The following is a 19,714-nucleotide window of genomic DNA, read 5'->3' on the forward strand; positions in this document are numbered from 1 at the left end:
AATGAAGCCGCAAGGCCCGACCCGTCAGGGTGTGGGTGAAAAGAACGTCAAGGCGCGCGGCGTGACATGTATGTACTGCCTGTCGCGCTGCTCACCTGACGTGTTGCGGTAAACATATCCGCACACCATCCGGTCCAGGAAATAGCCGTCGAATTTTTCGCAGAGACTGTCGCCTCGCACCTCGACGATACCGGTGATGTTGGTATTCGCGCTGCGATAGGCAGTGTTTCCAGCCTTGTCGAAATATTGGGTGAAATCCGTGCCGTTCTTGTGTTTGCCGGTCCAGCTCTTGCCATCGACAAGATTGCGCAGGTCTGCCTCGCCGAGCCTGTCGGCTTGACTGCCTGTAAAACCGAAGGGCCACTCGGGGATGCCGGCCTTGCGCAATGCGGCCAGATGGCGCTGCAGATCGCCGTCCCGCCAGTAATCATAGAGATAGCCGTAATAGGTGAGATTGCTTTCGGGGAAGAGCTCCAGCAGCTTTGCCGTCTCCGCTGCAGCCTTGGTTTCATTGCCCTGGTCGGCATAGGCCGCCGCCAGGTATTCGCGTGCCGGCTCGACCTTCGGCAGGCTGTCGAGCGTCGGCTCTATCAGCGAGATCGCGCGCTGATCATCGCCCGCGGTATAAAAGACGATCCCCGCCAGCAGTTGAAAGCTCGACGCCGGCGAAGGGTCGAGCCGCAAAGCCTTTTCCATCTCCGTGATGGCCTGCCCGCTGCTTCCGGTGTGGACCAGGATGAGAGCGAGGTTGGCGGCGGCCTCAGCATCGTTCGGCTCCATCGCAACCGCCATGTTGGCGGAATTTTTGGCCTCCGTCTCGCGTCCATCCACCCATTGCAGCAGGGCAAGCACGGTGTGTGCCCTCGCATTGTTGGGATCCAGCTTGAGGGCCTGCCCGGCGGCGTCATAGGCGATCTTGCGGGCGACGGCAGCCGACCAGAGGTAATTATAGTCGTTGCGCCAGACATCGACGGCTACGCGCGCGATTCCCGCATGGGCATTGGCAAAGCCCGGATCGAGATCGATCGCTTTCTGGTAGAAGGACAGCGTCCGGCGATAGGTATCGACATCCCTGAAGATGAAGCCTTCCTGCTCGGCCCGCATGTAATAATCGTAGGCTTCGAGATTTTCGGTCGGGATCCGGGCCAGTTGGTCGCGCTCGCGCGCGCTGAGCTTGACCGACAGGGCCGAGATGATCTTGCCGATCACATCGTCCTGAACGGCAAAGAGGTCGGCATACTGGCGATCGTAGCGTTCGGCCCAGAGCGACAGGCCGGAGACCGCGTCGATCAGTTTGACATTGATCCGCAGCCGCGGCCCGGCCCGCTGCAAGGTTCCTTCGAGCACATATTTGACGCCGAGTTCGGCGGCCACGTCCTGGATCTTGCCGACGGAGCCCTGGATGGCGAAGACCGAGTGGCGGGCGATGACGAAGAGGCCTGATACTTTGGACAATTCGGTGATCAGATCGTCCGTCAATCCCGCTGCAAGATGGTCGTGCTCAGTGTCGCCGCTGACATTGATGAAGGGAAGAACCGCGACTGAGGGCCTGTCCGGCAGAGGATAGGCGAAACGTTCGCCAGGACCCGGTGGTTTTGCCGGCATCCATGGCTGCCACCAGAGTGCTGCGCCCGAAAGAGCAAGGACGATGGCCGCTGCGATGCCGGCAACGAGCCGGCGTCTCGGCAGGCGCCCGCGGGTTTTGCCGGCAGCAGTGGGGTCAAGCAGGATGCGATAGACCCGGACCGGTTCGGTGATGCTCTTCAATCGCTGTTCGCCGAGCGAAGCGAAACCGACCGGGACTTTCGATTTCACCTGGTCGTATGTCGTGCCCGATATGGCGATACCGCCCGGTTCGGCCAGCGCCTGTATTCGATCGGCGATATTGACGCCGTCGCCCTGGATGTCTTCGCCTTCGACGATGATATCGCCGAGATTGATGCCGATCCGGAACTCGAGCCGATGCTCCGGCAGCGCCGCGACACTCTGCTGGGCTTTCAGTTGCTGAACCTCCACCGCGCAGCGCAAGGCATCGACGACACTCTGAAATTCGACCAGCAGACCATCGCCCATGGTTTTGACCAGCCGGCCATGGTGACGCGTGATCGCCGGCTCGAAGACATCGTTCTGGTCCGCCTGAAAACGCGCACGGGTGCCCTCTTCGTCGATCTGGCTCAATCGACTGTAACCAACGACATCAGCGATCAGGATTGCGGCAAGACGGCGCTCCATCCCCGGTCTTTCCTGGAGAGCGAATGTATTACTAACAATATCCTACAGTATGTCCCACCGCGATGCTATCGTCGGGCGGGGCGATATTCAACTTAGTGGCGACGTGTCCGATAAGGATGGGGCTCCGGACGAAATAGTTCGAGCCATCGTCGCCCTCGAAGGTCGGGAGAGTTGCCAAAAGCAGGCGAGTGTCGGAAGCTCATTTTTTCCTATCAGGCGATGGATTGCGAGATATGACGACAGCCTCTTCCACAGAGCCGGCCAGGCACGGCAGCGCCCGAATCTGTCGCGGCTGCTGGGACCAGATGCATATGCCGATTCCGATCGGCGGCCCTCTCGCCTTGCCCTTCCGCGCCTTAGGCATCACCCGCAGCAAGATGAATCCCGATATCTGCACGATCTGCGAACGCTCCTTCCAATATGTCAAGAAGCAGCGCCAGATCACCGTCGATGCCACCATCCTGTTTGCCGATATCAGGGGCTTCACGGATCTGTCGGAGCGCATCGAGGCGGTGCAGCTGAGCGAGATCGTCAGCCTGTTTCAGGATCGCTGCGCGCAGGCGATCTGGGCGCATGACGGCATCGTCAACAAGCAGATGGGCGACGGCCTGATGGCGATCTTCAATTTCCCGATCGTCCGAAAGGACCACGCCGGCGCGGCGATTCTGGCTGCGCAGGAGATCCAGCAAAACTGCGCCGCCGCGCTGAACGGCCTGACACTCGAGGCATTGCCCGGCCGCACCCTCGGCGTCGGCGTCGGTATCCATTCCGGTGAGGTCCAGATCGGCGAATTCTCAAGCTTCCGCAGCGATTTCACTGCGATCGGCGGCGTCGTCAATCAGGCCGCAAGGCTCGAATCCCAGGCCGCCGCCGGCGAGATCCTGATCTCCTCCGAAACGGCGGCGAAGGCTGCCGATCTCGCCGCAGGCGCCGAAACCCGCATGCTTGTGCTCAAGGGCATCGAGCAGCCGGTGCAGGCACGGGTGCTGGCCAAGCCCTGAGCTGCCAGTTGCGCTGCAAACCTCTTCCAAGCGTCCATACTGGCAGCCGCCGTTTCTCACGCTGTGATTGCCGATCGCGTCAGATTGCAAACCAATTAATCTTCCGGCAACGAACATTGCTTATCTCTATGGCATTCAAATCGTTGGGGTATCTCATGGGCAGCTTTTCTCTCTTCCACTGGCTGGTCGTCTTGATCCCGGTGGCATTGATCTTCATCCTCCGAAAACCGCCCGCCGGGCCGAACCGCTTCGGCGGCCCGCCGCAGCCAATGGGTTTCGGCCAGGCGATCAGCAGCTATTTCAAGAAATATGTGGATTTCACCGGCAGAGCCAGCCGATCGGAATTCTGGTTTTCGACGCTCTTCGTCGTTCTCGTCAGCATCGCCTTATACCTTGTTGATCGAACAGTAACATTGAACGGGATATGGTCGCTGGCCACGCTTCTTCCGTCGATCGCCATGGCAACACGGCGTCTTCACGACATCAACCGAAGCGGATGGCACCAGCTCCTTGGGGTGCTCGCTCCCATTGGAACGATTGCCGTCATCGTGTGGTATTGCAGAGCGCCGGCTGCGGATGACTCCAGGGCGTCCGTTTTCTGAGGATGGTGCGCCTGCGAGCGTGGGGATGGTCCTCACGGTTTGAGCAGGACCGCCGCCGGAAAGTGATCGCGAGGCTGCCAGGCGCCTCGCCTCTTATTTGCAATACATAAACGGAATATTGTCGATGCTGGGGAATACCGGGCCGCGTGAAGACTGAATGTAGCCGGCGTCGCTCCTCCTATACTGGAGGATTCACAACCGCGGCTTCGGCCCCGTCTTCGTCATCATGGAGCGGCACGCCGGCTTCCAGCGCGGCCAGGATGAAGGCCTGCCGCACCGTCTCGGCCGGCATCCGTCCGGCAAGCCAGGCCCGGCAGAAATCGATCGCCCTTTGCTGATGGACGCCGCCATTGACCGGCCAGTCCGAGACGAGTGCATAAAGCGCATCCTGCGGTGAGCGCAAAACCAGCCGTTCACCGGTATCAAGGTCGATCGAGATGGGGGTTTCCCAGAAGGCAGAATGGTCGCTAATGGCAGTAGCACCTGAAGCTGAAGTGACAGGAAACCAACTGCGGAAGGCCGATTCCGGTTCCCATACGAGGGTTCGGACGATCGCCGCGCGGCATTTCACCAATGCCGTCGAGCTTTCGGCGAAGAAACGACAGGTGGCGAATGGATATTGAAAGCGGGATCGCCGGCCAATGCCTCACTTTTGGCCGGGCCGATCTCGATGGTTGCGGCCGCGGCTGTCAGCCGGGCAGCTTGCAGCCCTTGCTCATTCCCGCGGACTGCATGGCCGAAACCTTGCCTTTTGACGCGGCAATTTCGCCTTCCTTGTCTCCCCCGGCGACGCTGCCGATGGGGACGCCGACGAGGAAGACACCGAAAGCATCGCCGTTCGCTGCGCTGATCTGCTGCTTGGACAGGTCGTCGAGCTTGGCCTTCTCTTTCTTATGTTCCACTGCGAGCGCCTCGCAACTGAGGTTCGTATAGGCGGCCATCGGAATATCGACCTGGACGATGGCGTCAGGACGTTTGGCGCAGCCGGCAAGCGCCGCGGTCGCAGCGAATGCAATGATTATCTTGTTCATGAATGGTCCCCAATTCGCGCAGCAGCTGTAACATTACCTCGCGCATTGCGGGAGGCGGCAGGCCATTCAACCACAGACTTTTATTCGCCGAGAATGTACTCGGTTGTCCTTGCTGCAAGGAGCAATGCCGAGCACGTGCTTCGAGGCTCCGCCCTGCGGGCTCCGCACCTCAGCATGAGGGCAGCTGGAGGATGCCGCGCCGATGACAGAAATGCGCTCACCTTTGGGTTCGAGGGGACGCCAGCGCCGGCGCCCAAGAGAGCCTCACCCAGAGGTGCCCCGCAGGGACCTCGAAGGGCGGGGCGGGCATGCCGACCGCCAGCGCCACAAGGTTCGGAATTATTAAGCCAATCCGAACGATTCATTCGTTTCCCTTTTGTACTCTTTCCCTCTTCACTTTCGCGCTGACTCTCTCCATATTCCCGCCATGGCAAGATCTCCGAAGAAATCCCCCGCCCCGAATGGCTTCGAGGAAGCCCCTCAATCGTCTTTTGAGGGAGCCCCCCTCTCAGGCTCGGTTGCCGATTGGGTGAGGCAGCTGGAGGCCGATGCCGAAACCTCGGGCGTCGAGACCCAGCGCCAGATCGCCTCCAAGGCCGGCAAGCACCGCAAGAAGGTGGAAATCGCCGCCAGGACGAAAACCAGCGACGGCGGCGTCAGCGCCTCGAAATCGGCGCGCGGCACCTCCATGGGCGGCTCGACCGATCCGAAGACGCGCGCGGCCGCCGGCCTCAATCCCGTTTCCGGCATGGATACGACGCTGGAGGAGGCCTCGTCGCTGCAGGCCGGCACTGCCGTCACCGCCACGGTCGAGGCGCTGTCGGCGCTGATCGAGAGCGGCAATCCGCTGCACAAGAACGGCAAGATCTGGACGCCGCACCGCCCTGCCCGCCCCGACAAGTCAGAAGGCGGCATCGCCATCCGCATGCAGTCGGATTACGAGCCGGCCGGCGACCAGCCCACAGCCATCCGCGACCTCGTCGAGGGGCTGGAGAATGGCGACCGCAGCCAGGTGCTGCTCGGCGTCACCGGCTCCGGCAAGACCTTCACCATGGCCAAGGTAATCGAGGCGACGCAGCGCCCGGCCGTCATCCTGGCGCCGAACAAGACGCTGGCCGCCCAGCTCTATTCCGAATTCAAGAATTTCTTCCCCGACAATGCGGTGGAATATTTCGTTTCCTATTATGATTATTACCAGCCGGAAGCCTATGTGCCGCGCTCCGACACCTATATCGAGAAGGAAAGCTCGATCAACGAGCAGATCGACCGCATGCGCCACTCGGCGACGCGCTCGCTGCTCGAACGCGACGACTGCATCATCGTCGCCTCGGTCTCCTGCATCTATGGTATCGGCTCGGTCGAGACCTATACGGCGATGACCTTCCAGATGTCGGTCGGCGACCGGCTCGACCAGCGCCAGTTGCTGGCCGACCTCGTCGCCCAGCAATATAAGCGCCGCGACATGGATTTCACCCGTGGATCCTTCCGGGTGCGCGGCGACACGATCGAGCTCTTCCCCGCCCACTTGGAGGATGCCGCCTGGCGCATCTCGATGTTCGGCGACGAGATCGACGCCATCACCGAGTTCGACCCGCTCACCGGCCAGAAGGTCGGCGACCTCAAATCGGTGAAGATCTACGCCAATTCGCACTATGTCACCCCGCGCCCGACGCTGAACGGCGCCATCAAGTCGATCAAGGAGGAGCTCAGGCTGCGCCTTGCCGAGTTGGAAAAGGCCGGCCGCCTGCTGGAGGCCCAGCGCCTGGAGCAGCGCACCCGCTACGATATCGAAATGCTCGAAGCCACAGGCTCCTGTCAGGGCATTGAGAACTATTCGCGTTATCTCACCGGCCGCGACCCCGGCGACCCGCCGCCGACGCTGTTCGAATATATCCCCGATAACGCCCTCGTCTTCATCGACGAAAGCCATGTCACCGTGCCGCAGATCGGCGGCATGTACCGGGGCGACTTCAGGCGCAAGGCGACGCTGGCCGAATACGGCTTCCGTCTGCCCTCCTGCATGGACAACCGGCCGCTACGCTTCGAGGAATGGGACGCCATGCGCCCCGACACCATCGCCGTTTCGGCCACACCCGGCGGCTGGGAGATGGAACAATCAGGCGGCGTCTTCGCCGAACAGGTGATCCGCCCGACCGGCCTGATCGACCCGCCGGTCGAGGTCCGCTCGGCCCGCAGTCAGGTCGACGACGTGCTCGGCGAAATCCGCGAAACCGCGGCGAAGGGCTACCGCACCCTCTGCACCGTGCTGACCAAGCGCATGGCCGAGGACCTGACCGAATATCTGCATGAGCAGGGCGTGCGCGTCCGCTACATGCACTCCGACATCGACACGCTGGAGCGTATCGAGATCCTGCGCGATCTCCGCCTCGGCGCCTTCGACGTTCTCGTCGGCATCAATCTTTTGCGCGAAGGCCTCGACATTCCCGAATGCGGCTTCGTCGCCATCCTCGACGCCGACAAGGAAGGCTTCCTGCGCTCGGAGACCTCGCTGATCCAGACGATCGGCCGCGCCGCCCGCAACGTCGACGGCAAGGTCATCCTCTACGCCGACCAGGTCACCGGCTCGATGAAGCGGGCGATGGAGGAAACCAGCCGCCGCCGCGAAAAGCAGATGATCTACAACCAGGAACACGGCATCACGCCGGAATCGGTGAAGGCCAGGATTTCCGACATCCTCGACTCCGTCTACGAACGCGACCACGTCCGCGCCGATATCTCGGGCGTCTCCGGCAAGGGCTTCGCCGATGGCGGCAACCTCGTCGGCAACAACCTGCAGACCCATCTCAACGCACTCGAAAAGAGCATGCGCGACGCCGCCGCCGACCTCGACTTCGAAAAAGCCGCCCGCCTCCGCGACGAAATCAAACGCCTCAAGGCTGCCGAGCTGGCGATTATGGACGATCCGATGGCCAGAGAAGAGTCAAAGGCGATGGAAGGCGTCAGACGGAACGCCAAAGCGACCCGCGAGTCCCTTCCGGCAGCCGGCGAGAAGGTACCCGGCAGGGCGGATGAGGGGGCCACCTCTTCCTACTTCTCCAGACCCAGCCTCGACGACATGGGCCCGGGCACCGACACCACCACTCCTCTCTTCCGCAAACCCGCTCTGGATGAGATGGGCCGCGACATCGCCGACCCCGCCAAGAAGACCCTCTTCCGCAAAAACGACCTCGATGAAATGACGGTCGGCCGAACCGAAAAACCGGTCACCGGCGCACTGCCGGAAAAGCCGGATGGTGAGGCGCGGTACGCGAAGCGTAGCAATCGATCCAGTGAATCGATTGCAGCAACGAACGCCCGAAGCGCAAGCGCAGGGCAGAAGGGCACGAAGCGGTTTTCACCGCTGCTCGAAGGGCAGCCGGAGCGCGACGACGTGCGGCCGGTCGTGCGCGGGAAGACGGGTGTGGGGAGCTATGAGGACCCGGGCGAGCAGAAGCGCAAGGGGCGGACGAAGGGGAAGACCGGGCGGCCGGGGAAATAACCATGCAAACCGAGATTATCCAAGTTGGAAATAAGCTCAGAATTTGGATAGACTGTATTTTAATCGAAAGCACGGGCTGGCACTCGAGGAATTTTGAACATCTCTCTCTGTCGCAAAGAATCAGCGATGCTTGTTGAAAGTCCCAACCAATATGAATTTCCGAGCAAAAATGAAATATTTATCGTCCTAGCTCGGGCTGCCCTCCCAGTTAAGCTTATCTAATCGGACAATGATGAAGCTTGCACCACCTCGAGAAAATATTGTCAGTGCTGCGGCAAAAATCTTTTATGATATCCATCATTTCGTTAATCTCTCTTGGAGTTCTGGTCGCACTTAGATCGCCATGGGCAATATTATTCCGCAGAGCCACCATACTGTCTAACATATTTTCTGTAGTTTGGGCATTCTTGCCAAGTTCCCGATAGAAATCATGGCGATAGTGTTCATAACCAAATCTTGAAAAGTATGATTTCACCTTGCCAAAAGCTGGGTTGGAGAAGCCTTTGTTAAATTTCTCTGTCGGGATTTGCAATGAAAACGCGCCGCTCTTTGACCAAAATTTAAGATCGCTCTCAATAAAAAGGAATATTTTCTCTGCGATCCTCTCGGGATCAGCGGTATCTTTTATATCGGCAACAAAATCTTTGGATATGTTATAAAATATGCGAGCCGACATTCCCGATCTGTCGACCTTACGCTGGTAAAATCTCTCAAGAGCGCATTCACCAAGCTCTTTAATATAAGCTTCAACGTGACTGGATAACAAAACTACTGCGCCACGACAAAACGCGTTAATTTCCTTTCCATGTGCGATAGCATTGCTTCGCTCTTTTTTTTGAGCAAGAGCAATTAACAAAGCTATCTCACCAAGTCTCTCCACAAACGAAGAATAGGCCTCAGTATGCCTCGTCATTGAAATAGATCCGCCATAGCGTTCTGCCAAATCTCAAAACGCCTATTCGTTCTCCTTTTGTGATCGACTGAGCGACTAATTAAATCCTGAAATTCAGGGTTGTGTTCCAGAGACAGAAATTTTGCTCGAAATTCAGCTCGCAATCCTATCGCTTGCTCTTGGCTTATCTCCCTTAGTGAATAAGCGATGAGATCGAATAGCGCTCTGTTGACCGCCCTTGATCCTGATCTCCTGAAACATTCCCGTGCGTCAAACATAACCAGCGATGTATTTATCATATTTCTCCACAGGCCTTGCAGCTGTGCTATTTTCTGCTCTGAAAACCGCCTGCCGTCCTTTGCGGCGTCGTTTAGCCAATGTTTCTGTGGGGTCCTATAACTCTCAAGGCCGAGATTATGGAATGCGAAGAATCGTAGAATTAATTCTTCGTCGCGCAGCCTTTTATCTGGCTTTGATTTCCCCAGTATTTTTAGCCAGGTCGGGTATTCCGAGCACTCGTTGAGAAGAATATTTAATGTTCCTCGATAGACACAATTTCTCAATTCCTGAGCGTTCAAAGGAACGGTATTTGTGTTCAACCTCTCAAATACATCAAATTTAACCTCAGGATGAGATTCATTAGTGATCAACACGCAACGAAGTGTATGCGTTTTAATTTGCCTTTGAATTTTTGAAGGAAGCTCAAAGAATCTCTGGCCGTTAAATTCAGATATAACTTCAAGGTTAGACAATTGGAATTGATTTTCAACAAACCTATAAATTGAGTATAATCGCTGCTGGCCGTCAATTACATCTAATTCAAAATCATCATTCTGCGAAAGATAGCAAGGAGGTATAGGTACATTAAGAATTATAGATTCTATAAGCTTAGAGGCTATATTGTTAGTCCAGACGTACTGACGCTGAAACCGAGGTTTTTCTGTTAGAGGACGAAGAAATATCGTGTCCGATCTAATTTGATCAACTAGCGATTCGACGGCGAGGTCATACGGTTGCGTAAATACTTCCTATCTTTGATTGGAGTTTCGTCCGGATCCGGCGTCTCTGCATCCTGATCGATTTCAAATAGTGGCTTGTCGTCTTCCATAAATCCCTCCGGCTTTGCTGCAACCATAGCCTATATTGAGCAATTCAAAACCGCGCACTTTAGTCGTCAACAAGTTTGCGTTGCATTTCGACCTCGGATATTTGGCTGTGACCCTGCCTCCCTCCGCTCGTCTCGATCACCGGCTGCTCGTCCGGTTTTATCTTTCGAATGCAGCCAGCCAAAACACAGCCAGCATAAATGAAGGAGCCGCCACCCATGCCAGAACTCCGCATCGACCCATTCCCCTCCGCCATCGAACTCAACGCCCTCTGGTCCGCCGGCTGGAGCACCCCCACCCCGAGCGACTTCACTCCCATCCTCTCCCGCAGCCTCGCCCATATCGGCGCCTACCACGACAACACGCTCATCAGCTTCGTCAACGTCGCCTAGGATGGCGGCTTTCATCCCCGACACCTCAAGTTCACCCCGGCATGCTGCGGCAGGGGATCGCGACACGATTGGTCAGGGAAGCGACGCGGGGGGCGCGGGAGCGGGGCGCAGGGTGGCAGCATGTCGATTTCGAACTGCACCTGACCTCCTTTTATCGCGCCTGCCTATTCGTACGCACCGAGGCAGGCCTCATCAAGCTGGCGTGAGGCCGCCGCCCTATCCCGGCCGATGCGCCGCACCCGTCATTGATCGGCAACAGCTTTGCCCTAGCTTCTGTTGGCGGCCGGCCGCCGCGGCTGCTTCGGGGAACGATAGGCATGAACGAACGCCTGAAACGCGCCGCGTAAATCCGGTTCGCCGCAACGCGTCTCGGTCGGCGACCGGGCGGCTGTCGCCTCTTTCGCCGGCGCAGGAGGCCGGGATGCAGATCATCAATCTTTTCAGTCGGCCTCGCCTTAATCCTGACGCCGGCGGCAGCTTACGCGGACATCGCACATTAGGGGAACGCCGACATGTTCAAGACCCTTCTCTCCAAAATAGGCCTCCGCTCCGAAGCGCAGCCCATCTCTGCCACACCGCCCGAAACGCTGGCGCAGCTGCGCGACGCCGTTGCCGAGCGCCTGCGCGGCGAGCCCGAGGTCGAAGAGGTTGCGATCGACCCCAGCAATCCCGCCGTTCTCCGCGTGCGGCTTGCCAATGGTGGCAGCGAAGCCGTAACGGGGACGGTCGATGTCACCAACGTCTACGGCAGGCTTTATACGCTCCGCAACGATCTGGACCGCGAGGCCGCCATCGAAAACCTCGTGCAGAGCGTTCTCGTCACGGTCTGCAGGTCGGAACTCGACCTGCAGCATGTCTTCGCCAATATCCGCTTCCGGCAGCCAGGGAATGAGCAGGATGCGGCAACGTCCCTGGCGGAGGAACTTGCCGGCGACGTGGCGATCGTCTTGCAGCTGGACACGCCGCAGAGCCTGGTCGGGCTCTCGCGCGCCGATCTCGGTGAGCGCTCCGTCGCCGAGATCCGCCAGGCCGCGCAGGGGAATATTCTGCGGGAAATGTCGAAGGTCCAGGAAGAACGGGTCAACGATCACATGATCGCCTACCGGATCGACGATAACCCGCCGCTGACGCCGACCATCGTGCTGACGGATGAATTCTGGGCGATGGTGGACAAGAATTTCCCGGATGGCGCCTTGCTGATCCTGCGCCAGCGCGACGAGGTCGCCGTGATCGACCGAAAAGCGCCCTCCGCACTGATCACGGCCCGGCAGCTGATCGACATGGCGAAGCACCGCGGCGTCGACTTTCTCTCCGACAGGATTTTCGAAAGACGCGACGGCCGGCTCGTCGCTGTGACGGAATGAGCCTGCAACCTCGCCCGCCCCTTGATCGGAAGACCTCCATACCCGCTGAATGAAGGGAACCGCCCATGCTGGACCTGCGCATTGACCCCTTCCCTTCCGCCGCGGAACTGAACGCGCTCTTTTCCGCCGCCTGGGGCAGCCCGCACAACCGCGATTTCACCGCCATCCTGTCCCACAGCCTCGCCCATATCGGCGCCTATCAGGACGATCGGCTCGTCGGCTTCGTCAACGTCGCCTGGGACGGCGGCATCCATGCCTTCATCCTCGATACGTTAGTTCACCCTGACATGCGCCGGCACGGGATCGCGACGCGGTTGGTCAGGGAAGCGACAAGGATTGCGCGGGAGCGTGGCGCAGAGTGGCTGCATGTCGATTTCGAACCGCACCTGACCGGCTTCTACCGCGCCTGCGGATTTATCCCAACCGAGGCGGGGCTCATCAAGCTCATGTGAGGTCTCCCGCGCGGGAAGCCGGAACAAGTCGAAGCCAGCACCAACCTGCGATAGTGACGCGGATGGTCGCGCGGTGCGGCACCAGCGGCGACCTCGCTGAAAACACAATTTTCGCGAGAGCGTCCTTACCCGAAAATGAAAGATAATAGTATTTAGGAGACCAAAGTATGTCTTTGAGTTCTCAAATTAAAATTCGTTTCCCAGTATTTCATCCTTAGTTTTTCATTAAAGCCAACGAAAATACACAATTTTGCATTGAAAACTTAATCGGGGATTGGCATAGATCCCCGAGGGGTTGTCGTCCGCTGAGTTATAAAACAGTTCTTTCGCGGATGTCTCATATTGCCGAGTACAACGCATCTTTTGGGGAAAGATATATATATGGCCTTGAATATTCTGGACACGAACGGCGCCGCAGTTACCAAGACCGGCGCTGAGTTCGAAGCCTACGATGTTATCCGCGACTCTGAAACCAGCCCCCTCGCCGCCGTCACCCTCGCCATCTCAGATTCGGGCGTGGCAGATCTGGCCGACGAATTGGGCTCCGTCTCTGCAAACGTGACTGGCTCTTACTACGGCAGTGTGATCACGACGGGCGCGGGCAACGATACTATCTCAGGCAACGACGGCAATGACACGCTGAACGGCGGCGCCGGCGACGATGTGATCGGTGGTGGTAGCGGCAACGACACATTGATCGGCGGCGCCGGTAACGATACAATTTATGACGGTGGCGTCCCCTGGCCGGGAACGGGCGAGCAGCAGCAACTCGTCGACATCGACGCCGGTGACGGCGACGATTCCATGGTCGTGGAGAGATACAATCCACTGATTTCAGGAACAATCGATGGCGGCGCCGGAGTCGATATGCTGCAAACCTCGTCGCTCGACGGTCTGACGATCAAGAATATTGAAGTACTTAATACGGAAAGATCTACCGTTAGCGGTTCGAGCGCGCAGTTCGAGAGTTTTGACAAGATCATCGGGTCGACCGATCCGTTCTTCAATTATTCCGCTATTTTGGAGTTGACGGACAGCGCCCACCTCGATCTTTCCGACGAGCTGGCGGAACGCCGAGCTTATATCTGGGGCTGGAACAACCCCTCCGGCGTTGACGTCAAGACCGGCGACGGCGACGACGTATTTGCGGGCAGCGACGTCAACGACATTTTCGACGGCAGCGGCGGCAACGACATTTTCGATGGCAGGGGCGGCAATGACAAATTGACCGGCGGCGCCGGCGACGACGAGCTCGATGGTGGCGACGGCACCGACACGGCTGTTTTCGCCGGTAATTTTTCCGACTATTCCCTTGCATTGGAAAATGGCAGCCATGTCGTAGCGAGCGCGCTCGAAGGTACGGATACGCTGAGAGACGTCGAACTCGCGCAATTCGCCGATGGCGTCTACGATTTCGACACGAGAACTTTCACAGTGAACAGCACTCCTCCGGATATTCCTTTGAATATTCTGGAGACGAACGGCGCCACGATTACCAAGACCGGCGCCGAGTTCGAAGCTTACGACGTCATTCGCCACTCCGAGCTCAATCCTCTCGTCGCGGCCAGCCTGGTTATCTCGGATTCCGGGACGGTAGACCTTTCCGACGAACTGACCTCAAGCTCCGCAAATGTGACGGGTTCGAGCGGCGACGATACGATTACCACAGGCGCAGGCAACGACACGATCTCGGGCGGTGACGGCGCAGATACGCTGAATGGTGGCGCCGGAAACGATCACCTTCATGGCGGAATTGGCAATGACACGCTGAATGGCGGCGACGGCAATGACCAGATCTTCGGCGACGGCGGAAATGACATCATCAGAGGCGGCGCCGGCAACGATACGATCACCGACGGTGATGTTGGCAACTTCTCTCCGGATCTCGGCCTGGTGCCCGAAGTCTTGGACATCGACGCCGGCGATGGCAACGATGTCATCATCGTGCAGCCATTCGCTCCACTGGTCTTCGGAACAGTCAATGGCGGTGATGGGTTCGATACGCTGCAAGCCCCAGATCTAAGAGGTCTGACGATCGAGAACTTCGAAGTCCTTGACACTGCAAGATTTCAGGTTGCCGGTTCGAGCGCGCAGTTCGAAAGCTTTGATAGCATCGTTGGCTCGATCAATCCGTTCGATGTTGTTTCTCGCCCCTCACTGGCAATAACGGACAGCGCCCACCTCGATCTTTCCGATGAGCTGAGAGGCCACGGAGCTTTTATCACCGGCTATGGCTCCAGCATTGACGTCAAGGCAGGCGGCGGCGAGGACGAGTTTACGGGCACGGACGGCAACGACATTTTCGAGGGCGGCGGCGGCTACAACATCATCGATGGCGGCGCCGGCACCGACACGGCGGTCTTCTCCGCTAAGTTCGCAGACTATATGCTCGGCTACCGCTACGACAACGAATCCCACATCGTGAGGAGCCTGAGCGGGCAGGACGAGGATATCCTGACCGACGTTGAATTCGCCCGTTTTGCCGACGGCGTCTATGAATTTGCCACGAGAACCTTCACGAGCACCAATAACGCGCCGACCAACATCCAGCTCTCGAAAACCGCCCTCTCCGAGGACACGCCGATCTGGACCACGGTCGGCCTGCTCAGTGCCAGGGACGCCGATGGCGATACCCTCACCTATACGCTGCTCGACGGCGCCAACGATCACTTCCGGATCAACGGCAACCGCATCGTCACCTCCAAGGCTCTGGATTACGAGACGGCGAAGTTGCACACGATCAAGGTTGCCGTTTCCGACGGCAAGGTCACGGTCGAAAAGGACATCACGATCAATGTCCTCGACGTCAACGAAGTACCTGCCAACAAGGCGCCGACCAATCTCGCCTTCTCGCGCAGCTCGGTCTCCGAGAATATCGCGATCGGCACCTCGGTCGGCCTGCTGTCGGCACGCGATCCGGAAGGCGACACGGTGAAATGGCGGCTGACCGATGACGCCGACGGCATCTTCAAGCTCGTCGGTAACAAGATCCAGACGAAGGCCGCGATCGACTACGAAAGCACCCACAGCTTGACCTTCACCGCCGAAGCCTATGACGCGGCCGGAAACGTCACCAGCCACGATTTCACGCTGGCAGTAACGGACGTCTTCGAGCCGTCATTTGCGCTGTCGCATGAGGCATTGATCTAGCCGCGACAGAATTGCCGGGCACCGAGGTGGGACTTGCAGTCGCGCAAGCCCCACCGATGGGTGGCCGCGCGAAATCAGGCATGCATCAGTCAAACCGCTCGTCGATATGCTCCACCTGAGCGGAAATCACATTGTCGATAACGACATGCGACAGCAGCGTCGGGCCGACGGCCCATAGCTCACGCATGTGGTCCGTATCCTCGTGCCGGCGATGCGCTTCCTCGCTGGTAAAGGCCTCGGCCAGCAGAATCTTGTCGGGATGCTCGGGCATCGGCACCAGCTCGATATAGAGACAATCCGGGTCGAGCCGGCTCTGTTCGAGATGGTTCTGCGCCGCGGCCAGATAGGCATGGCGCTTTCCAGGCTTGGTCATGAAGAATCCGACGATGCATTTCATCTCACCCTCCCCAGCTTGATTTGGAAGTCTCGCCCGGGCGCCTGTCACAAGCAAGCGCGAAGCCTTTCATAAGCAGCGATGGCCGAGCCTAACCCTGATACCCCTCCAAAAATGCCGCTCCACCTCAGCGCCTGATTCCGCTATGATTCACCGCTTATCCGAGGAGAGCCCGCATGCGCCTGCCCACATTCATCCTCGCCCTCGCCGTGTCGGCGGTCGCAGCCTTGCCCGCATCGGCACAGACCTACAAGACGCCGAAGGCGCTGCTCAAGGCACTCTATAGCTACGACACCGACAACAGCGACGCCGAGGCGCCCTCGCCCTATTCGACCTTCTTCTCCGACCACCTGAACGAACTCCTCCAGACCGATCTCGACAACACGCCGGAAGGCGATGTCGGCGCGATCGACTTCGATCCCGTCATCGCGGGTCAGGACGGCGCCGCCAGCGACGTCAGGATCGGCCAACCGATCCTGCTGGATGACAAGGCCGAGGTGGAAGTGGAGTTCGAAAACGGCGAAGAGGTGACGCTCTTCTACACCCTGGTACGCGAACACGGCGGCTGGAAGGTCGACGACATTGCCAACCAGAAGGGTGATAATCCATGGAGCCTGAGCGGATTGCTGGGGGATGTGCAATAAGTAGGCGGCCCAGCCACCGCCCTCGTGGTTCGAGGCGACCCTGCGTTTGTCACGGGCAATCAATTCTCTGGATCGATTGCTCCACTCCTCACCCTCACTAAGAGACTGATCGGCGTGCCCGCCGCCCCGACCGCCCCCGAACAAATACCTGCCCGGCTATCGAATCTGCCGCTCATCCCGTTTCGGCACGGAATCCCGATATGGCACAGGCGTGCAAGAATCCGTTAACCCACCGTCAAGTATCTGAATCTTCGGCATTTCCCGGTATCGATGCGGGCATGCCACAATAATCCTGCTTGCTTTTTGCCCGAAATGCTGGCACGAATTGACTTACTCGGGCATTTGCATGCCGGTGACTGGACTGATGTGGTAATCCCTTCCGTTTGGAAGGCGGCGCGGGACTACCCGCCTACGTAGACGTTCTTTCCCCGTACGTGACTTCTCCGACTGACCCTTCGTCCCAATCGATCGGGGCGAAAGCTAAAGCCGTCCGCTTCCTCTCGGGGGCGCGGATACTACACAGACTAAGGGAAAAGGACGATCCCAATGGCCACCAAGGGCACCGTAAAATTCTTCAACCAGGACAAGGGTTTTGGTTTCATCACGCCGGACGGCGGCGCAAAGGACGTTTTCGTCCATATCTCTGCGCTGCAGGCTTCTGGCATCCAGTCGCTGCGCGAAGGCCAGCAGGTTACCTTCGACACCGAGCCGGACCGCATGGGCAAGGGCCCGAAGGCTGTCAACATCTCGGCTTCGTAAGTCAGACATCGCTTCGGCGGCATGAACGGCGCTCCGCAAGGGGCGCCGTTTCTGTTTGTGGTGACCGGCGGTCATTTGTCGATCGCATTGGCAAGTGTTATATGCGCCCTTTATGGATGCCCGCGCCGCGCTGGCCCGGTAACAAGGAACAATGGAACGTCGATGACGCAAAAGAGGCCGATTTTTGCGGTCGCCCCGATGATCGACTGGACGGATCGGCATTGCCGCTATTTCCACCGCCAGATCAGCCGCGAGGCGCTGCTCTATACCGAGATGGTGGTGGCCGATGCGATTATCCACGGTCCGCGCGACCGGCTGCTCGGTCATGACGCCGCCGAGCATCCGCTGGCGCTGCAGCTCGGCGGATCTGACCCGGCAAAGCTTGCCGAGGCGGTGAAGATCGCCCAGCCCTATGGCTATGACGAGATCAACCTCAATGTCGGCTGCCCGTCCGATCGCGTCCAGTCGGGCACCTTCGGCGCCTGCCTGATGTTGACGCCGGAAACGGTGGCCGAATGCATCGCGGCAATGAAGAGGGTTGCGACCGTGCCGGTGACGGTGAAATGCCGGATCGGCGTCGACGAGCAGGAGCCCGAACAGGCGCTGCCCGAGCTGATCAGCCGCGTTCTCGATGCCGGCGCCGACGCAATCTGGATCCATGCGCGCAAGGCCTGGCTGAAGGGCCTGAGCCCCAAGGAAAATCGCGAGATCCCGCCGCTCGACTATGAGATCGTCTATCGGATGAAGCAGCGCTGGCCCGACGTCTTCATCGGCATCAACGGCGGCATCCGCACGCTCGACGAAGCCGCAGCCCACCTCGACCATGTCGACGGCGTCATGCTTGGCCGCGCCGCCTATCAGAATGCGGCGATCCTAGCCGACATCGACCAGCGCTTCTTCGGCGCGCCTACGAGCGAGCCGGACTGGGAGGCGCTGCGTGACCGGATGATGGCCTATGCCGAACGCCACATCATGAGCGGCGGCCGGCTGCAGCACGTGGCCCGCCACATGGTCGGCCTCTTCACTGGCCTGCCCGGTGCCCGCCGCTACCGCCAGATCCTCTCCACCGATGCCGCGAAAAACGGCGCTGGGCCGGAGGTGCTGGCGGCAGCCTTTGCGGCAGTGGATTTTTCGGGGACCGAGCAGGAGGCGGTCAGCGCCTGACGTAAACTGGTGTTTTGTCGTCACGCTCCGCTCTGGCGGTTCGCGAGGGCCGTGGATGATCACATCGGCCACCACCATGTGGGTATAAAGCAACGTCCGCCCGGCTGATCTGCAGGTGGGAATAGCGGCAATGCCGATCCGTCCAGTCGATCATGGGGCCTACGGCGAAAAGCGGAAACGCCGCATGCGCCCGCCTTTCTTGCGAAATCTGCGACGAGTCACGACCGCGCCATCGGCAACAACATCTTCTTCTCGATCCGGCCCGCCACCGAGAACACCAGGATTTCCGTATCCCTGCCGATCCTGCTGCCATCCATCAATCGGACGATATCATCGACGCCGCCAACCGGGCTGCCGTCGATGGCGAGAATATAATCGCCCTCCTGCAGCCCTCCCTTCGCCGCCGGCCCATCCGGCTCGACGCGGCGGATGCGCACGGATGTCGTCTGCACCGTGCCCGCCGCAAGGGCCACCCGGCGCGGCAGCACGATCGTGTCGCCTGCTATGCCGATGAAGGCGCGTCTGACCTGGCCATAGCGGAGAATCTCTGAAACCACGAAATTGGCCGTATTCGACGCCACGGCAAAGGCGATGCTCTGCGCGCCCTGGATGACGGCGGTATTGACGCCGATCACCTCTCCGCCTGACGACACCAGTGGCCCGCCCGAGTTGCCGGGATTGAGCGCCGCATCGGTCTGGATCACGTCGTCCATCAGCCGCCCGCTCGCTGCCCGCATCGACCGGCCGAGCGCCGAGACGATGCCGGCCGTAACAGTCCACTCGAAGCCGAGCGGGTTTCCGATCGCGATCGCGATATGGCCCCTGCGCAGACGCTGGGAATCTCCGAGCTTCGCCCAGGCGCCAGTGCTTGTATTGGCGCGAATGAGAGCGATATCCGTATCGACATCGCGGCCGAGCACGCGGCCCTCGGTAACGAAGCCGTCAGGCGTGGTGATGCGGACGACCTTGGCATCGTCAACGACGTGGTTGTTGGTGATGATCAGGCCATCAGGCGAGACGGCGAAGCCCGAC

At 59.3% G+C, this 19,714-nt stretch carries 17 protein-coding genes and 2 pseudogenes; 10 read left to right on the forward strand and 9 right to left on the reverse strand.

What is annotated here, in order from left to right; all coding sequences use genetic code 11:
- Positions 1–24 precede the first annotated feature (24 nt).
- Positions 25–2,232, reverse strand: a complete 2,208-nt coding sequence (locus tag FY112_RS15445) for an adenylate/guanylate cyclase domain-containing protein (RefSeq protein WP_017960941.1) — start codon at positions 2,230–2,232, stop codon at positions 25–27.
- Between the two features lie 233 nt (positions 2,233–2,465).
- Between FY112_RS15445 and FY112_RS15450 the strand changes: the two genes are divergently transcribed.
- Complete coding sequence (locus FY112_RS15450) at positions 2,466–3,233, forward strand: adenylate/guanylate cyclase domain-containing protein (RefSeq protein WP_017960942.1); 768 nt, start codon at positions 2,466–2,468, stop codon at positions 3,231–3,233.
- Between the two features lie 155 nt (positions 3,234–3,388).
- Positions 3,389–3,835 carry a DUF805 domain-containing protein gene (locus tag FY112_RS15455; protein ID WP_151518773.1) on the forward strand — a complete coding sequence of 149 codons (447 nt, stop codon included), beginning with the start codon at positions 3,389–3,391 and terminating at the stop codon, positions 3,833–3,835.
- A gap of 178 nt (positions 3,836–4,013) precedes the next feature.
- Here FY112_RS15455 and FY112_RS15460 read toward each other — a convergent pair whose 3' ends face one another.
- Together FY112_RS15460 and FY112_RS15465 are read right to left on the reverse strand one after the other, a co-directional pair.
- A complete protein-coding gene (locus tag FY112_RS15460) occupies positions 4,014–4,406 on the reverse strand; it encodes a DUF982 domain-containing protein (RefSeq protein ID WP_246700681.1) in 393 nt (130 codons plus the stop codon).
- A 118-nt stretch (positions 4,407–4,524) separates the two neighbouring features.
- The gene (locus tag FY112_RS15465) at positions 4,525–4,866 is read right to left on the reverse strand and encodes a lipoprotein (protein ID WP_151518774.1); all 342 of its coding nucleotides are present in this window, start codon (positions 4,864–4,866) and stop codon (positions 4,525–4,527) included.
- A gap of 427 nt (positions 4,867–5,293) precedes the next feature.
- Here FY112_RS15465 and uvrB point away from each other — a divergent pair, with 427 nt between their 5' ends.
- Positions 5,294–8,365: an excinuclease ABC subunit UvrB gene (gene uvrB, locus FY112_RS15470; protein ID WP_151518775.1), complete on the forward strand. Its 3,072-nt coding sequence runs from the start codon at positions 5,294–5,296 to the stop codon at positions 8,363–8,365.
- Between the two features lie 214 nt (positions 8,366–8,579).
- Here uvrB and FY112_RS15475 read toward each other — a convergent pair whose 3' ends face one another.
- The 3 genes from FY112_RS15475 to FY112_RS38475 are packed head-to-tail and all read right to left on the reverse strand — an operon-like array spanning position 8,580 to position 10,365.
- Positions 8,580–9,308, reverse strand: coding sequence for an MAE_28990/MAE_18760 family HEPN-like nuclease (locus FY112_RS15475; protein ID WP_151518776.1), 729 nt, complete (start codon positions 9,306–9,308; stop codon positions 8,580–8,582).
- Positions 9,275–10,234 (reverse strand): DUF262 domain-containing protein, encoded by a 960-nt coding sequence (locus tag FY112_RS15480; protein WP_151518777.1) that lies wholly within the window; start codon positions 10,232–10,234, stop codon positions 9,275–9,277. The genes FY112_RS15475 and FY112_RS15480 overlap by 34 nt, the downstream gene beginning before the upstream one ends.
- Positions 10,235–10,242: 8 nt before the next feature.
- Positions 10,243–10,365 carry a hypothetical protein gene (locus FY112_RS38475; protein WP_281408475.1) on the reverse strand — a complete coding sequence of 41 codons (123 nt, stop codon included), beginning with the start codon at positions 10,363–10,365 and terminating at the stop codon, positions 10,243–10,245.
- A 216-nt stretch (positions 10,366–10,581) separates the two neighbouring features.
- Here FY112_RS38475 and FY112_RS15485 point away from each other — a divergent pair.
- The 4 genes and pseudogenes from FY112_RS15485 (at position 10,582) to FY112_RS15500 (ending at position 15,721) form a co-directional block, all read left to right on the forward strand.
- Positions 10,582–10,961 (forward strand): annotated as a pseudogene (locus FY112_RS15485) (GNAT family N-acetyltransferase).
- Between the two features lie 306 nt (positions 10,962–11,267).
- On the forward strand, positions 11,268–12,119 hold the full coding sequence (locus FY112_RS15490) for a hypothetical protein (RefSeq protein ID WP_151518778.1): 852 nt from the start codon (positions 11,268–11,270) through the stop codon (positions 12,117–12,119).
- Between the two features lie 65 nt (positions 12,120–12,184).
- Positions 12,185–12,571 (forward strand): GNAT family N-acetyltransferase, encoded by a 387-nt coding sequence (locus tag FY112_RS15495; RefSeq protein ID WP_151518779.1) that lies wholly within the window; start codon positions 12,185–12,187, stop codon positions 12,569–12,571.
- Between the two features lie 381 nt (positions 12,572–12,952).
- Positions 12,953–15,721, forward strand: coding sequence for a cadherin domain-containing protein (locus FY112_RS15500; RefSeq protein WP_151518780.1), 2,769 nt, complete (start codon positions 12,953–12,955; stop codon positions 15,719–15,721).
- An 85-nt stretch (positions 15,722–15,806) separates the two neighbouring features.
- On the opposite strand, the gene FY112_RS15505 is transcribed toward FY112_RS15500, so the two are convergent.
- Positions 15,807–16,118 (reverse strand): antibiotic biosynthesis monooxygenase family protein, encoded by a 312-nt coding sequence (locus FY112_RS15505; protein WP_011652481.1) that lies wholly within the window; start codon positions 16,116–16,118, stop codon positions 15,807–15,809.
- Positions 16,119–16,291: 173 nt separating this feature from the next.
- Between FY112_RS15505 and FY112_RS15510 the strand changes: the two genes are divergently transcribed.
- From FY112_RS15510 to dusA, 3 genes are all read left to right on the forward strand, one after another.
- Positions 16,292–16,759, forward strand: coding sequence for a DUF3828 domain-containing protein (locus tag FY112_RS15510; RefSeq protein WP_151518781.1), 468 nt, complete (start codon positions 16,292–16,294; stop codon positions 16,757–16,759).
- Between the two features lie 546 nt (positions 16,760–17,305).
- Positions 17,306–17,518 (forward strand): cold-shock protein, encoded by a 213-nt coding sequence (locus FY112_RS15515; RefSeq protein ID WP_003540801.1) that lies wholly within the window; start codon positions 17,306–17,308, stop codon positions 17,516–17,518.
- A gap of 162 nt (positions 17,519–17,680) precedes the next feature.
- Positions 17,681–18,682 (forward strand): tRNA dihydrouridine(20/20a) synthase DusA, encoded by a 1,002-nt coding sequence (dusA, locus tag FY112_RS15520; RefSeq protein ID WP_151518782.1) that lies wholly within the window; start codon positions 17,681–17,683, stop codon positions 18,680–18,682.
- 39 nt (positions 18,683–18,721) lie between these two features.
- On the opposite strand, the pseudogene FY112_RS15525 reads toward dusA, so the two are convergent.
- Both FY112_RS15525 and FY112_RS15530 read right to left on the reverse strand, forming a co-directional pair.
- Positions 18,722–18,836, reverse strand: a pseudogene (locus FY112_RS15525) (tRNA-dihydrouridine synthase); the annotation flags it as partial.
- A gap of 64 nt (positions 18,837–18,900) precedes the next feature.
- Positions 18,901–19,714, reverse strand: an 814-nt coding sequence (locus FY112_RS15530; RefSeq protein WP_246700682.1) for a trypsin-like peptidase domain-containing protein, incomplete at its 5' end; no start/stop codon positions are given.

Origin of the sequence: Rhizobium sp. PEPV16 (assembly GCF_008919455.1) — a bacterium.
GTDB classification, from domain to species: domain Bacteria; phylum Pseudomonadota; class Alphaproteobacteria; order Rhizobiales; family Rhizobiaceae; genus Rhizobium; species Rhizobium leguminosarum_Q.

Bases quoted from the DNA above. Each gene is read 5' to 3' on its own strand.
- FY112_RS15445 (WP_017960941.1), bottom strand. From the start codon at position 2,232: ATGGAGCGCCGTCTTGCCGCAATCCTGATCGCTGATGTCGTTGGTTAC.
- FY112_RS15450 (WP_017960942.1), top strand. From the start codon at position 2,466: ATGACGACAGCCTCTTCCACAGAGCCGGCCAGGCACGGCAGCGCCCGA.
- FY112_RS15455 (WP_151518773.1), top strand. From the start codon at position 3,389: ATGGGCAGCTTTTCTCTCTTCCACTGGCTGGTCGTCTTGATCCCGGTG.
- FY112_RS15465 (WP_151518774.1), bottom strand. From the start codon at position 4,866: ATGAACAAGATAATCATTGCATTCGCTGCGACCGCGGCGCTTGCCGGC.
- uvrB (WP_151518775.1), top strand. From the start codon at position 5,294: ATGGCAAGATCTCCGAAGAAATCCCCCGCCCCGAATGGCTTCGAGGAA.
- FY112_RS38475 (WP_281408475.1), bottom strand. From the start codon at position 10,365: ATGGAAGACGACAAGCCACTATTTGAAATCGATCAGGATGCAGAGACG.
- FY112_RS15490 (WP_151518778.1), top strand. From the start codon at position 11,268: ATGTTCAAGACCCTTCTCTCCAAAATAGGCCTCCGCTCCGAAGCGCAG.
- FY112_RS15495 (WP_151518779.1), top strand. From the start codon at position 12,185: ATGCTGGACCTGCGCATTGACCCCTTCCCTTCCGCCGCGGAACTGAAC.
- FY112_RS15500 (WP_151518780.1), top strand. From the start codon at position 12,953: ATGGCCTTGAATATTCTGGACACGAACGGCGCCGCAGTTACCAAGACC.
- FY112_RS15505 (WP_011652481.1), bottom strand. From the start codon at position 16,118: ATGAAATGCATCGTCGGATTCTTCATGACCAAGCCTGGAAAGCGCCAT.
- FY112_RS15510 (WP_151518781.1), top strand. From the start codon at position 16,292: ATGCGCCTGCCCACATTCATCCTCGCCCTCGCCGTGTCGGCGGTCGCA.
- FY112_RS15515 (WP_003540801.1), top strand. From the start codon at position 17,306: ATGGCCACCAAGGGCACCGTAAAATTCTTCAACCAGGACAAGGGTTTT.
- dusA (WP_151518782.1), top strand. From the start codon at position 17,681: ATGACGCAAAAGAGGCCGATTTTTGCGGTCGCCCCGATGATCGACTGG.